This window comes from Ensifer sp. (assembly GCF_035999135.1).
In the GTDB taxonomy this organism is placed as follows: Bacteria; Pseudomonadota; Alphaproteobacteria; order Rhizobiales; family Rhizobiaceae; genus Ensifer.
This window is the reverse complement of sequence record NZ_DASYGZ010000217.1, coordinates 137,330-151,154: the sequence shown is the minus strand read 5'-3', so window position 1 is coordinate 151,154 and position 13,825 is coordinate 137,330. Positions and strand designations below refer to the sequence as shown.

Sequence of the window (13,825 nt, the reverse complement as noted above, 5' to 3'; positions counted from 1 at the left end):
GGCAATGCCCGCGCGATCAAGTCCAGCCCGGAATTCATCCGCATGCGCGAGGAGGTGCTCGGCATCATCTATGGCGACGAACGTGCGTCCGGCAACCCGGAGATGGCCCATGCTTGACAGAGTGACACGCGCAAAGCCGGTCAAGGCCGGCAAGATCTTCGGCGCTCCGGGGGACGGCAGCAGCGGCCTGATCAGTCTGTCAACGACGCTCGTGATCGTCGCCCTCTGGTTTCTCGTGACCGAAGGCGGCTGGGTCAAGCCGCTCTTCCTGCCGTCGCCGCTTTCGGTCTGGGACAAGTTCATGCTGGCGCTGACCGACGGCGTTTCCAATTCGACGCTGGTCGAGCATACGCTCGCCAGTATCGGCCGCGTCTTCGGCGCCTTCCTGCTGGCGCTGGTGACGGCAGTGCCGATCGGCGTCCTGATGGGTGTGAACCGTGTCGTGCGCGGCCTGTTCGATCCGATCATCGAATTCTACCGTCCGCTGCCGCCGCTCGCCTACCTGCCGCTGGTCATCATCTGGCTCGGCATCGGCGAATTTCCGAAGGTGTTCCTGATCTATCTGGCGATCTTCGCGCCGATGGCGATTGCCGCAAGGGCAGGGGTACGTTCCGTCTCCACCGAGCAGATCCACGCGGCCTATGCGATGGGGGCCACCCGCGGCCAGGTCATCAGCCAGGTGATCATGAAGGCGGCCTTGCCGGAGATCTTCACCGGCATGCGCATTGGCATCGGCGTCGGCTGGACCACGCTGGTGGCGGCCGAAATGGTCGCCGCGAACCGGGGCCTCGGCTTCATGGTTCTGAACGCCGCCGAAAACCTCGAAAGCGACACGGTGATCATGGGCATCTTCATCATCGGCATCTTCGCCTTCGCCTTCGATCTGTTGATCCGCTACCTTGAAAAGGTGCTGATCCCCTGGAAGGGCCGCCTCTAACCCAAGCGACCGCTTCGACACTCCATTCGTACTCCGGCCTGGCAGCCCTGAAAGACGGCGTTTCCCGTCTCCGGCGAAGCCATGCCTCGCGACTAGCCAAAGGACAGGACGATGACACTCTCTGCAACCGATCTCAAAACCTTGTTCGATGCCTTCAACCGGCACGACATCGATGGGGTCATGCACTTCTTTTCCGAGGACTGCGTGTTCAACGCGGTCGGAGGACCAGAAGTCTACGGCAACCGTTTCACAGGCACCGAGGCGATCGCCGATGCCTTCAGCGGCGTCTGGACATCGATGCCGGATGCCGAGTGGGGCAATCACAGCCACTTCGTCGAGGGCGATCGCGGCGTGTCGGAATGGACCTTCTCCGGTACGGCCGCCGATGGCAGCCGCATCGAGGCGGAGGGCTGCGACCTCTTCACCTTCCGCAACGGCAAGATCGTGCGCAAGCAGGCGTTCCGCAAGAACCGCCCGGTCCTGCAACCCCGCTACTGACGGCTGGAGCGAAAGCCATGCAACTGCGCGCCACTCCCTTGAAGCCTGCACGAGAGCCGTTCGATCCGGCCTACGACCCCAACCATGCCCGCAGCCCCGGCACGGGCAAGGACTATGCGCCGACCTACTGGATCGGCACTGCCGGGCAGGAACCGGAAGACGACGGCCCGGTCACCCGCGACATCGATGTCGACGTCGCCATCATCGGCTCCGGCTACACCGGTCTTTCCTGCGCCATCCATCTGGCGCGCGAGCACGGCATCAAGGCGACGGTGCTTGAAGCCAACGGCGTTGCCTGGGGCTGCAGCACCCGCAATGGCGGGCAGGCGCAGATTTCGGCCGGCCGGCTGAAGCGCTCGCAATGGATCGCCCGCTGGGGCGTCGACATTGCCCGCAAGATGCACGCCGAGATTTCCGAAGGCTTCGACCTCTTTCGCGCGCTGATCCGGGAACCGGAGATCGACTGCGACCCGCAGGATGGCGGCCACCTCTATATCGCCCACCGCGACAAGATGCTGCCGGCACTCGAAAGCGAGGTCCGTGTCCTCAACGATACCTTCGGCTATCGCGCCCGCATGGTCTCGCGCGACGAGATCCATCGCGATTTCGTCCGCGACGAGGAAGCGCGCGGCGCGATGTACGAGCCCGACGGCATGGGTATCCATGCGGCCAAGCTCGCCTTCGGCTATCTGAGGCTCGCGCGCAGGCTGGGCGCAAAGGTGCACACCTCGAGCCCGGTGCTCGACTGCACCGCAAAGGGCGGCGTGCATTATCTGAGGACGCCGGGTGGTACGGTCAGGGCGCGCGCCGTCTGTATCGCGACTGCCGGCTATACGTCTCCCGGCATGAACGCGCTCACCCGTCACCGGCTGATGCCGATCCTGTCGAACTCGATCGTCACCCGGCCACTGACGGAGAGCGAAAAGCAGGCGCTGAATTTCAGGGCCCGCATTCCGCTGACCGACACGCGCACCTTGCGTCACTACTATCGCATGCTGCCGGATGGACGGGTGCAGATCGGCAGTCGCAGTGCGATCACCGGACGCGACGCCAGCAACCCGAAGCATCTCGAACTGCTTCTCGCCGGTCTCTACCGCAAGTTCCCGGCGCTTCGCGGCATCGACATCGACTACTCCTGGTGGGGCTGGGTGGATGTCAGCCACGACATGATGCCGCGCATCTTCCAGCCGGATCCGGACCAGCGCCTGTTCTACGCCATGGGCTATGGCGGCAACGGTGTCATGTATTCGGCCCAGGCCGGACGCCGCATGGCCCAGATGGTCGCCGGCAAGGGCGGCGGCCTCGACCTTCCGATTTTCACCTCCTCCCTGCCGGGCCACGGGCTTTTGACGCCGTTCCGAAGGCTTGGGCAATGGGGAATGTACCGCTGGTACTACCTCCGCGACGAGATCCTCTAACTCACTGAAATCACTGCCAGGAAAGGAACCACCCCATGAAAATGACCACCGAGGAAGCCTTCGTCAAAGTTCTGCAGATGCATGGCCTCGAACATGCCTTCGGCATCATCGGCTCGGCCATGATGCCGGTGTCGGACCTGTTCCCGAAGGCCGGCATCAAGTTCTGGGACTGCGCCCATGAGACCAACGCCGGCATGATGGCCGACGGCTTCAGTCGTGCGACCGGCACGATGTCGGTCGCGATCGGCCAGAACGGCCCCGGCGTCACCGGCTTCATCACGGCGATCAAGACCGCCTACTGGAACCACACGCCGCTCCTGATGGTGACGCCGCAGGCGGCCAACAAGACGATCGGCCAGGGCGGCTTCCAGGAAGTCGACCAGATGGCGATGTTCGAGGAGATGGTCTGCTACCAGGAAGAGGTGCGCGATCCCTCGCGTATTCCGGAAGTGCTCAACCGCGTCATCGAAAAGGCCTGGCGGGGCTGCGCACCGGCGCAGATCAACATCCCGCGCGACTACTGGACCCAGGTGATCGACGTCGATCTGCCGTCGATCGTCCGCTTCGAGCGTCCGGCAGGCGGTCCGCAGGCGATCGCGGAGGCTGCAAAGCTGCTGTCGGAGGCCAAATTTCCGGTCATCCTCAACGGCGCCGGCGTCGTCATCGGCAATGCCATCTCCGATTCCATGAAGCTTGCCGAGCGCCTCGATGCGCCCGTCTGCTGCGGCTATCAGCACAATGACGCCTTCCCCGGCAGCCACCGACTGTCGGTCGGGCCGCTCGGCTACAACGGCTCCAAGGCGGCGATGGAGCTGATCTCCAAGGCCGATGTGGTGCTGGCGCTCGGCACCCGCCTCAACCCGTTCTCGACGCTTCCCGGCTACGGCATCGACTACTGGCCGAAGAACGCCTCGATCATCCAGGTCGACATCAATGCCGACCGGATCGGTCTGACCAAGAAGGTCTCGGTCGGCATTTGCGGCGACGCCAGACAGGTCGCCCGCCAGATCCTCGAACTGCTGTCGCCCAAGGCCGGTGATGCCGGCCGCGAGGAGCGCAAGGCGACGATCCACCAGACCCGGTCGGCCTGGCAGCAGCAGCTCTCCTCGATGGACCATGAGGACGACGATCCGGGCACCGAATGGAACGAGAGCGCCCGTTCGCGCGAGCCGAACCGCATGTCGCCCCGCCAGGCCTGGCGGGCCATCCAGGCGGCGCTTCCGAAGGAGGCAATCATCTCGACCGACATCGGCAACAACTGCGCGATCGGCAATGCCTATCCGACCTTCGAGGCCGGCCGGAAATATCTGGCACCGGGCATGTTCGGCCCCTGCGGCTACGGCTTCCCGTCGATCGTCGGCGCCAAGATCGGTTGCCCTGACGTGCCGGTGGTCGGCTTTGCCGGCGATGGCGCCTTCGGCATCTCCATGAACGAGATGGGCTCGATCGGCCGCGAGGGCTGGCCGGCGATCACCATGGTGATCTTCCGCAACTACCAATGGGGTGCCGAAAAGCGCAACACGACGCTCTGGTATTCCAACAACTTCGTCGGCACCGAGCTCAACCCCAACCTCTCCTACGCCAAGGTGGCGGAAGGCTGCGGACTGAAGGGCGTGGCCGTCAACACGACGACGGCACTCACCGAGGCGCTTTCCAACGCGATCGCCGACCAGAAGAAGGGTGTCACGACCTTCATCGAAGTCATCCTCAACCAGGAGCTCGGCGAGCCCTTCCGGCGCGACGCGATGAAGAAGCCGGTGCCGGTTGCCGGCATCGACCGCGCCGACATGCGCCCGCAAAAGCGTAGCTGAGAACACCCGATTGCCAGATGCCCGCCCGGGAAAACCGGGCGGGCAGAGCGTCCCGCGAGCGACCGGATTGATATCATGACCTTTACGACCACCGTCCACGAACGTTTCCGAAGTGTGCCCTTGGGCCTTGCGGCCTATTGGCCGGGCTTTGCCGTCACCGCGGCCGTCGCCGTCGCCGCCCAGTTCCTGTCTGATCACTACGGCGCGCCGGCCATGCTGATGGCGCTGCTTCTCGGCATTGCCTTTCACTTCCTGTCCGAGGAGGGGCGCTGCGTTGCCGGCATCGATTTCTGCGCCAAGAAGGTGCTGCGCATCGGCGTGGCACTGCTCGGCATGCGCATCAGCGTTGACCTTCTGATCGGGCTCGGCGCCGGCACGATCCTGCTGCTCATTTCCGCGATCGCGGCCACCATCGGCTTCGGCCTGCTCGCTGCCAAGCTGCTCGGCCGCGGCTGGCGGCTGGCGCTGATCACCAGCGGTTCGGTCGCGATCTGCGGTGCGTCGGCGGCCATGGCGATCGCCACGGTGCTGCCGAAGAACGAGTTTTCCGAACGCAACCTGATCTTTACCGTGCTTTCCGTCACGGTGCTCTCCACCCTCGCGATGATCGCCTATCCGATCATCGCTCAAACCATGGGGCTCGACGCGCGGGCGACCGGCATCTTCTTCGGCGGCACCATCCATGATGTCGCCCAGGTCGTCGGCGCCGGGTTCTCGGTCTCGCCGGAGGCCGGCGAAACCGCGACGCTCGTCAAGCTGATCCGCGTGACCATGCTGGCGCCCGTCGTGCTCATCTTTTCGCTGTCGCTGCGCAAGGTGCCGCAGCCCGAGGGCGAGACCGGCAAGCGCCCGCCACTCCTGCCGGGCTTCGTCGTCGCCTTCCTGATCTTTGCAGCGCTCAACTCCTTCGGCTTCGTGCCGGAACTCGTCGCGAAGGCCGGCATGGAAACTTCGCGCTGGGCGCTGCTTGCCGGCATCGTCGCCGTCGGCATGCGCACCTCGCTTCGCCGTGTTCTTGACGTCGGTGGCGACGCGGTCGCGCTCATCGTCGCCGAAACCGTCTTCATCGCCCTCTTCATCCTCGTCGGCATTCACTATCTGGGGCACGCCTGATGAAACCGCTTGATCGCATTCTCGAAGCCGCGAAATCCGCGCCCCGTCATATCGTGCTTGCCGAGGGCGAGGACCCGCGCATCGTCGAAGGCGCCTTGCGGGCGGTGCGGGCCGGCCTTGCCGAGATCACGCTCGTCGGCAGTCGCGATGTCGTTGAGGAACGGCTGTCAGACGCTGGCGCAGGATCGGACGAAATCCGTATCGAGGATCCGGCTTCATCGTCGCTGACCCCGCGCCTTGCCGCCGCCTACCATCAGCTGCGCCGAGGCAAGGGCGTGGACGAGGCGGCGGCAGCCGAGGCTGTGCGATCGCCCCTCGTCTTCGCCGCGATGATGGTCCGGGAGGATGAGGCCGACGGCACGGTCGGCGGGGCGGTCGCGACCACGGCGGACACCGTTCGCGCAGCGCTGCAGACGATCGGCCGCGCGCCTGGTGTCGGCCTGGTATCGAGTTTCTTCCTGATGATGCTCTGCGCGCCGCATCACGCCAAGAAGGGCGCCTTCGTCTTTGCCGATTGCGGTCTGGTGGTGGACCCCGATGCTCAGGGCCTTGCCGATATCGCGGTGACGTCGGCGGGATCCTTCGAGGCGCTTGCGGGAAAACCTGCAAAGGTGGCGATGCTCTCATTTTCGACCGCCGGCAGTGCGGCGCACGAGCGCGTTTCCAAGGTGGTGGAGGCAACAAGGCTTGCCCATGCCGCAGCCCCTGATCTGGCCATCGACGGCGAATTGCAGTTCGACAGCGCCTTCGTCGAAGCGGTCAGTGCCGCCAAGGCCCCCAATTCGGCGCTGCACGGCGAAGCCAATGTCTTCGTCTTCCCGAACCTCGACGCGGCCAATATCGGCTACAAGATCGCCCAGCGGATCGGTGGCGCCGCCGCCATCGGCCCCATCTTGCAGGGGCTCGCCAAACCGGCCAACGACCTCTCGCGCGGCTGCAATGTCGATGATGTCTTCCACATGATCGCGGTGACCGTCGTCCAGGCTTCAGGCGGGCAATCGGGTGGGGTGGCGGAAAGAGGGTAAGTGTTGGTCAGGCGGTCTTTGCAAGGCTGCGCGCGATGTCGAAGAAGGCGCTGACGAGCTTGCCGTTGCTGCGTTCGCGCAGACAGATCAGCGCCTCGTCCATCAGCATTTCCGGTGCTGCGATGCGGATGGGTACGAGACGGTTGTCCTGGCCGAATTCGGCCGAGGAGACGAAGCCGACCCCGCCACCGGCGGCCACGATCTCGCGCACGGCCTCGCGCCCTTCGGCTTCGATGAGAGGCGTCAGCGGCACGCCGCATTGCTCGGCCATGGCTTCCAGTTTCTGCCGGGTCTTGGAGCCCTGTTCGCGCATCACCAGCGGGTGTTTGGCGAGGTCGGCGAAAGTCACGGTTTCCTGTCCCGCAAGTGGGTAGTCGCGGCTGGCGAAAGCGATGATCGGGGTGGAATTCAGTTTCAGGATGTCGAAATCACTCGATTGCGGGATCTCGCCGAGCACGCCGATATCGGCCTCATAGGCATGCAGGCTGGTGATCACCGTCTCGGTGTTGCCGGAATCGATCGAGACCTGAACCGTCGGATAGGTGCGCCGGAACGCGGCAAGGATATGCAGCAGATGGTGGGCGGCGTCGGCGACGATGCGCAGCTTTCCGGCCCGGAGCGCCCGCGATTCCGACAGCAGGTCCAGCGCCTGCTGCTCGACGTCGAACATGCGGCGGGTCACTTCCAGAAGCTGCTGGCCGGCCTGGGTCAGCGTGACCTGCTTCTTGTTCCGGTTGAAGAGCAGGACGTCGTATTCCTCCTCGAGCTTTCGCACCTGGTCGGAAACCGCAGGCTGGGTGAGGAACAGCGCTTCTGCCGCGCGCGAGAAGCCGCCGTGGATCGCGACATTGTGGAAGGCGCGGAGCTGGACATAGCGCATGCGGGAGATGCCTCACATGGATAGATTTGATTGATAGGTTCATTAGAACGAACGATTTGATTTATGTAAAGTAGCAAAGGATAGTTTTTGGATTGCATCTTTTCCGGAGCGCGCCCATGAACCTCCCGGCTGTCGCCCTTGAGCTTGCCGCCGCCACCGTCCTGTTGCTCTACGCCGTCAGTCTAGTGAAGAAAGGCGTCGAGGCGGCCGCGGGGGATATCGTCGCGCGAACGGTCGGTGGAGCCGGTGGGCGTCCTAGGGCTGCCGCCTGCGGCTGTCTGGTGGCCATCGCCCTGCAAAGTTCGACGGCCGTCGCCATGCTTGCCGCCGGTTTCGCGGTCAGTGGTGCCTTGGCGCTCGACATCGGTCTTGCGGTGTTGCTCGGCGCCGACCTCGGCTCGGCCCTCGTCGTCAAGATCCTGTCCTTCGACCTGCATTGGCTGGCGCCGCTTCTGATCGCAACGGGCGGCCTTGCGCACCTCAAGGCATCGGCCCGCAAGACGGTCGAAGGCGGGCGCGCCGTGCTTGGCATCGGGCTTCTGCTCCTGTCGCTGCAGATGATTGGCCATGCCACGCAGCCGCTGGCGCAGAGCCCGCTGCTGCCCTCCATCGTCGCCTTTATCGGCAAGGACGCGTTGAGCGTGATGATCCTCGCAGCGTTCTTCACCTGGGCGCTGCATTCGAGCGTGGCGGCGATCCTGCTGATCCTCACCTTTGCCGCCAAGGGCATCGTGCCCGTCGAGGTCGGCATTCCCCTGGTTCTCGGCGTCAATGTCGGCGGCGGGCTGATAGCACTCTGGCTGACGCGCGGTCTGCCGGTCGAGGGCCGGCGGCTGCCGCTTGGAAACCTGCTGTTTCGTGCGCTGTTCGGCGCCTTGATTTTCGCTCTTTTTTCGCTGCATGTCCCATTCGATTGGCTTCCCGGAGCGACTGCGGCCGCAAAGCTTGTCAACCTGCATGTGCTTTTCAACGCTGCGCTTGTCGTCGTAGGGACGATCTCCTGCGGCCCGATGGCGCGCCTCCTTCGTCTGCTTGCGCCCGATGCCGTTGGCAACGCCAACCAATCGACCCATGTCAGCGCACTTGACCGCGCATTGATCGACAAACCGCCGCAGGCGCTTGCGGCCGCGGCGCGCGAGGTCTTGCACATGGGCGATCTCATCGCCCGCATGCTGGACCCGGTCATGACCGTCATTGCCTCGCCGACACCGCAGGCGGTCAAGGCGCTACGCGGCATCGACGGCGATATCCATCGGGCACACAGCGAGATCAAGCTCTACATCGCCGCCGTCAACCGCGGCATTCTCACAGTAGATCAATCGCGACGTGGCATCGAGCTCACCGAGGCGGCAATCCATCTCGAATATGCTGGCGACGTGGTTGCAAAGAACCTCCTGCAAATGGCCGAGGAGCGGCTGGAAGGGGCGGGTGCCTTCTCACACGATGGGTGGCAGGAACTCACTTTGCTGCACGCGGCCGTGTCTTCCAACGTCAGGCTTGCGGCCAGTCTTCTGGTGTCGCCAGATCCGGTGATTGCCCGCGAAATGGTCCGGCAGAAGGAACATATCCGCCGGCTCGTCGAGGAGAGCAGCAAGAACCATCTGGAGCGGCTTCGCCAGGGCGTGGCCGCCAGCATCCTGTCGAGCGACATGCACTTGGAGATCGTGCGGGCGCTGAAGGAGGTCAATTCGCTGGTCACGACCATGGCCTATCCGCGCCTGCGCGAGAGCGGCGACCTGCTTGAAAGCCGGCTGGTGCCCGCTGCCTAGTTGTATAAATTGAAACGATAGATTGATACAAAAGAACGATTTTACAGATAGATGTTTCCGCCCCATTGTCGTTCTCGAACACGCCAACCGCGAGGACGGACAATGCCAAACACCGCTTCTGAGAGAACCATCGCGCCGCTCGAAACGCCGAGGCTCGGCGAGCCCTATCTCTTGACGCCCGGCCCGCTGACGACGGCCTACGCGGTCAAGGAAGCCATGCTTCGGGACTGGGGGTCCTGGGATGGCGACTTCCGGGCGATGACGGCGAAACTGCGCCGCGAACTGCTCGACATCGCCGGCGATACCAAGGGAGAGTTCGATTGCGTGCCGATGCAGGGAAGCGGCTCGTTTTCCGTGGAAGCGATGCTCGGCAGCTTCGTTCCGAAGGACGGCAAGGTCCTGGTGCTGATGAATGGCGCCTATGGCAAGCGCATCGCCCAGACGCTCACTTACTTGAGCCGCGACCACGTGACGATCGACAAGGGGGACTACATGCCGCCCCGCGGACCGGAAATTGCCGCAGCACTTGACGCCGACCCTGCCATCACCCACGTCGTCGTCGTCCACTGCGAGACCAGCTCCGGCATTCTCAACCCGCTGAAGGAAATCTCCGACACCGTCTATTCCCGCGGTCGCAAGCTGCTGGTCGATTCCATGAGCGCCTTTGGCGCCGTACCGGCGGGCGTCAACGACTTCCGCTACGAGGCAATTGTGTCCTCGGCCAACAAGTGCATCGAAGGCGTTCCGGGCTTCGGCTTCGTCATCGCCCGCAGAAACGAGCTCGAGGCCGCCAAGGGCCGCAGCCATTCGCTCAGCCTCGATGTGCACGCCCAGTGGGACTACATGAACAAGACCGGTCAGTGGCGCTTCACGCCGCCGACCCATGTGGTGGCGGCCTTCCTCGAAGCCTTGCGGCTGCACCGCGAGGAGGGTGGTGTTGCCGGCCGCGGCGCCCGCTACGCCCGCAACCGAGACGTGATGGTCGCCGGCATGCGCGAGGCCGGCTTCGAGACGCTGCTAGCCGACCAGTGGCTGTCGCCGATCATCGTCACCTTCTTCAGCCCGGCCCATCCCGCCTTCGCCTTCGATCGCTTCTACGACCTGATGAAGGACAAGGGCTTCATCATTTATCCGGGCAAGCTGACCGTCGTGGACAGTTTCCGGGTCGGCTGCATCGGCCGCATGGACGAACACGTCATGCGCCGCGTGGTCGAAGCCGCCCGCACTTCCCTCAATGAAATGGGCGTCGACAGCGCCGCCCCGCCGGCCGTCGCGCTTGAAGAACGCCGCCGTCTCGCTGCCTGAAAGGAAATTCCAATGAACCAGATGTCCAAGATCACCGTCACCGCCAACCGCCGCACCTATCCCTGGCCGAAGGTTCCCGCGATTGCCATCTGCCTTGACGGCTGCGAACCGGCCTATCTTGACGAAGCCATCAAGGCCGGGCTGATGCCGACGCTCGAACGCATCCGCAAGACCGGAACGGAACGCACGGCCCTCAGCGTCATCCCGAGCTTCACCAACCCGAACAACCTGTCGATCGCCACCGGACGCCCGCCGGCGATCCACGGCATCTGCGGCAACTACCTCTACGAACCCCAGACCGGCAACGAAGTCATGATGAACGACCCGCGCTTCCTGCGCGCGCCGACCATCTTCAAGGCGTTCTACGACGCCGGTGCGAAGGTCGCCGTGGTGACGGCGAAGGACAAGCTGCGGGCGCTGCTCGGCCACGGCCTGAAATTCGACGAGGGCAGGGCGATCTGCTTCTCCTCGGAAAAGTCCGACAAGACGAGCAAGGCGGAAAACGGTCTCGACAATGCCTCGGCCTGGCTCGGCCGTCCCGTGCCGGAAGTCTACTCCGCCGATCTCTCCGAGTTCGTCTTTGCCGCCGGCGTCAAGCTCCTGAAGGAGTTCCGTCCTGACGTCATGTACCTGACGACCACCGACTACGTGCAGCACAAATATGCGCCAGGCGTCCCGCAGGCGAATGCCTTCTACGAGATGTTCGACAAGTACCTGACCGAACTGGATGCACTCGGTGCGGCGATCATAGTCACCGCCGACCACGGCATGAAACCGAAGCACAAGGCGGATGGCTCGCCCGATGTCGTCTACATCCAGGATCTGCTCGACCAATGGCTCGGCAAGGACGCAGCCCGGGTGATCCTGCCGATCACCGACCCCTATGTCGTGCACCACGGTGCGCTCGGCTCCTTCGCCACGGCCTATCTGCCTGAAGGCGTCGACAAGGAAGAGATCATCGAACGCCTGAAGGCGATCGAGGGCATCGACGTCGTGCTCACCCGCCCGGAAGCTTGCGTGCGTTTCGAACTTCCCGACGACCGCATCGGCGACCTCGTACTGATCTCGACCGAAAACAAGACGCTCGGCACCAGCGAGCATCGCCACGATCTCGCAGCCCTCAACGAACCGCTGCGCTCGCATGGCGGCCTCACCGAGCAGGAAGTGCCGTTCATCGCCAACCGCAAGCTGCCCGAGCTGCTTTCGGCCGGCACGTTGCGCAATTTCGACGCCTTCTTCTACGCGCTCGTCGCCGCGGCACAAGTTGCGCACTAGGGAGGACGCGATGACCAAGGTGGAAACGACATTCGCCATTCGCCATGAGCCGATGCGGATCGCCGGCAAGGCGGTCGATACCGAGGGGCGCATCGAGGTGCGCTATCCCTTCAACGATGCCGTGATCGGCACGGTGCCGGCAGGCAACGCCGAACATGCCCGCAAGGCCTTCGAGATCGCGGCGGCCTACCAGCCGAAGCTGACGCGCTACGAGCGTCAGCGCATCCTGCTCAAGGCCGCGGACCTGCTCGTTGCCCGCAAGGAGGAAATCTCCGACCTGATCACGCTGGAGCTTGGCATCTCCAAGCAGGATTCGCTCTATGAGGTCGGCCGCGCCTTCGACGTGCTGACGCTGTCCGGCCAGATGTGCATCCATGACGATGGCGAGATCTTCTCCTGCGACCTCACCCCGCACGGCAAGGCGCGCAAGATCTTCACCACCCGCGAGCCCCTGACCGCCATCTCGGCGATCACCCCCTTCAACCATCCGCTCAACATGGTGGCGCACAAGGTGGCGCCGGCGGTGGCGACCAACAATTGCGTCGTCTTGAAGCCGACCGAGCTCACGCCGATGACGGCGTTGATCTTCGCCGACATTCTTTACGAGGCCGGCTTGCCACCGGAGATGCTGTCCGTCGTCACCGGCTGGCCCGCCGATATCGGCATGGAGATGATCAACAATCCGAACTTCGACCTCATCACCTTTACCGGCAGCGTTCCGGTCGGCAAGCTGATCGCCGCGCATGCCCATTACAAGCGACAGGTGCTGGAGCTCGGCGGCAACGACCCGCTGATCATCCTCAACGATCTCTCCGACGACGATCTCGCCAGGGCAGCAGATCTCGCCGTGGCCGGCGCAACCAAGAACTCCGGCCAGCGCTGCACGGCGGTCAAGCGCATCCTCTGCCAGGAAAGCGTCGCCGACCGCTTCGTACCGCTGGTGCTGGAGCGAGCAAAGAAGCTGAAGTTCGGCGATCCGATGGATAGGGCAACCGAACTCGGTACGGTGGTCCATGCCCGCGCGGCGGAGGTCTTCGAACAGCGTGTGTTGAAGGCCGCGGAAGAAGGGGCGGAGATCCTCTATCATCCCGCCCGCAAGGGTGCGCTGTTGCCGCCGATCGTGGTCGACCGCGTCGCGCATTCGAGCGAGCTGGTGATGGAAGAAACCTTCGCGCCGATCATCCCGATCGTGCGCGCGCCCGACGACGATGATGCTCTGATCGCGCTGTCGAACTCCACCGCCTTCGGGCTCTCCTCCGGCGTCTGCACCAACGATTTCCGCCGCATGCAGAAATACATCGCAGGGCTGAAGGTCGGCACGGTCAACATCTGGGAAGTGCCGGGCTACCGCATCGAGATGAGCCCCTTCGGCGGCATCAAGGATTCGGGTAACGGCTACAAGGAAGGCGTCATCGAGGCGATGAAGAGCTTTACCAACGTCAAGACATTCTCCTTGCCATGGTGATCTGAAGCGCTTTCCCCGCTTCTCGCCCTCCTGGGAGCCGCGATGTCGGCTCCCTTTTTTTGTTGGCGGATACGCGTCTGCGCGATCCATCCGGTCGACGTCGAGCCCTTTGCCTTCGCATGCGGCAGATCAATTCCAGTCTGAGCGAAAAGCGCCGATGCTTTAGCCATTTGGCTGCCGATTTGCTCGGTTTTACGGCATCTGACCCATAGTTTTTATCTTTTGAACGATAAGAATAATAAATTTTACTTACAGGAAAGCGCTGCGCAGAATGCTTTCCGAAGCCGAATATCACAGGGCAACGACAAGATTGCCCGCCGCGCTTCCCC

General features: G+C 63.8%; 11 protein-coding genes and 1 pseudogene. 11 read left to right on the top strand and 1 reads right to left on the bottom strand.

Annotated features, from left to right (window positions below):
• The 7 genes and pseudogenes from VGO12_RS29665 to pta all read left to right on the top strand — a co-directional run.
• Window positions 1–117 (top strand): annotated as a pseudogene (locus VGO12_RS29665) (nitrate ABC transporter ATP-binding protein); the annotation flags it as partial.
• Complete coding sequence (locus VGO12_RS29660) at window positions 110–937, top strand: ABC transporter permease subunit (protein ID WP_327516314.1); 828 nt, start codon at window positions 110–112, stop codon at window positions 935–937. The pseudogene VGO12_RS29665 and the gene VGO12_RS29660, both read left to right, overlap by 8 nt.
• Window positions 938–1,048: 111 nt before the next feature.
• Window positions 1,049–1,435, top strand: a complete 387-nt coding sequence (locus tag VGO12_RS29655) for a nuclear transport factor 2 family protein (protein ID WP_327499076.1) — start codon at window positions 1,049–1,051, stop codon at window positions 1,433–1,435.
• A gap of 17 nt (window positions 1,436–1,452) precedes the next feature.
• Window positions 1,453–2,853 carry an FAD-binding oxidoreductase gene (locus tag VGO12_RS29650; protein WP_327516313.1) on the top strand — a complete coding sequence of 467 codons (1,401 nt, stop codon included), beginning with the start codon at window positions 1,453–1,455 and terminating at the stop codon, window positions 2,851–2,853.
• Window positions 2,854–2,888: 35 nt separating this feature from the next.
• A complete protein-coding gene (gene xsc, locus VGO12_RS29645; protein ID WP_327516312.1) occupies window positions 2,889–4,664 on the top strand; it encodes a sulfoacetaldehyde acetyltransferase in 1,776 nt (591 codons plus the stop codon).
• Window positions 4,665–4,739: 75 nt separating this feature from the next.
• Entirely contained in the window at window positions 4,740–5,777 is a 1,038-nt protein-coding gene (locus VGO12_RS29640; RefSeq protein WP_327516311.1) for a YeiH family protein, read from the top strand.
• Complete coding sequence (gene pta / locus VGO12_RS29635; protein ID WP_327516310.1) at window positions 5,777–6,802, top strand: phosphate acetyltransferase; 1,026 nt, start codon at window positions 5,777–5,779, stop codon at window positions 6,800–6,802. The genes VGO12_RS29640 and pta overlap by 1 nt, the downstream gene beginning before the upstream one ends.
• Before the next feature lie 7 nt (window positions 6,803–6,809).
• Here the strand turns inward: pta and VGO12_RS29630 are convergent, their stop codons facing one another.
• Complete coding sequence (locus VGO12_RS29630; RefSeq protein ID WP_327516309.1) at window positions 6,810–7,682, bottom strand: LysR substrate-binding domain-containing protein; 873 nt, start codon at window positions 7,680–7,682, stop codon at window positions 6,810–6,812.
• 116 nt (window positions 7,683–7,798) lie between these two features.
• On the opposite strand from VGO12_RS29630, the gene VGO12_RS29625 reads away from it, so the two are divergent.
• From VGO12_RS29625 to phnY, 4 genes are all read left to right on the top strand, one after another.
• Window positions 7,799–9,451 (top strand): Na/Pi cotransporter family protein, encoded by a 1,653-nt coding sequence (locus VGO12_RS29625; protein WP_327516308.1) that lies wholly within the window; start codon window positions 7,799–7,801, stop codon window positions 9,449–9,451.
• 102 nt (window positions 9,452–9,553) lie between these two features.
• A complete protein-coding gene (locus tag VGO12_RS29620; RefSeq protein ID WP_327516307.1) occupies window positions 9,554–10,756 on the top strand; it encodes a 2-aminoethylphosphonate--pyruvate transaminase in 1,203 nt (400 codons plus the stop codon).
• Between the two features lie 12 nt (window positions 10,757–10,768).
• The gene (phnA, locus tag VGO12_RS29615; protein ID WP_327516306.1) at window positions 10,769–12,031 is read left to right on the top strand and encodes a phosphonoacetate hydrolase; all 1,263 of its coding nucleotides are present in this window, start codon (window positions 10,769–10,771) and stop codon (window positions 12,029–12,031) included.
• A gap of 10 nt (window positions 12,032–12,041) precedes the next feature.
• Window positions 12,042–13,496: a phosphonoacetaldehyde dehydrogenase gene (phnY, locus tag VGO12_RS29610; protein ID WP_327516305.1), complete on the top strand. Its 1,455-nt coding sequence runs from the start codon at window positions 12,042–12,044 to the stop codon at window positions 13,494–13,496.
• Window positions 13,497–13,825: the final 329 nt, after the last annotated feature.

Coding starts and splice junctions, on each gene's coding strand:
- VGO12_RS29660 (WP_327516314.1), top strand. CDS start 110: ATGCTTGACAGAGTGACACGCGCAAAGCCGGTCAAGGCCGGCAAGATC.
- VGO12_RS29655 (WP_327499076.1), top strand. CDS start 1,049: ATGACACTCTCTGCAACCGATCTCAAAACCTTGTTCGATGCCTTCAAC.
- VGO12_RS29650 (WP_327516313.1), top strand. CDS start 1,453: ATGCAACTGCGCGCCACTCCCTTGAAGCCTGCACGAGAGCCGTTCGAT.
- xsc (WP_327516312.1), top strand. CDS start 2,889: ATGAAAATGACCACCGAGGAAGCCTTCGTCAAAGTTCTGCAGATGCAT.
- VGO12_RS29640 (WP_327516311.1), top strand. CDS start 4,740: ATGACCTTTACGACCACCGTCCACGAACGTTTCCGAAGTGTGCCCTTG.
- pta (WP_327516310.1), top strand. CDS start 5,777: ATGAAACCGCTTGATCGCATTCTCGAAGCCGCGAAATCCGCGCCCCGT.
- VGO12_RS29630 (WP_327516309.1), bottom strand. CDS start 7,682: ATGCGCTATGTCCAGCTCCGCGCCTTCCACAATGTCGCGATCCACGGC.
- VGO12_RS29625 (WP_327516308.1), top strand. CDS start 7,799: ATGAACCTCCCGGCTGTCGCCCTTGAGCTTGCCGCCGCCACCGTCCTG.
- VGO12_RS29620 (WP_327516307.1), top strand. CDS start 9,554: ATGCCAAACACCGCTTCTGAGAGAACCATCGCGCCGCTCGAAACGCCG.
- phnA (WP_327516306.1), top strand. CDS start 10,769: ATGAACCAGATGTCCAAGATCACCGTCACCGCCAACCGCCGCACCTAT.
- phnY (WP_327516305.1), top strand. CDS start 12,042: ATGACCAAGGTGGAAACGACATTCGCCATTCGCCATGAGCCGATGCGG.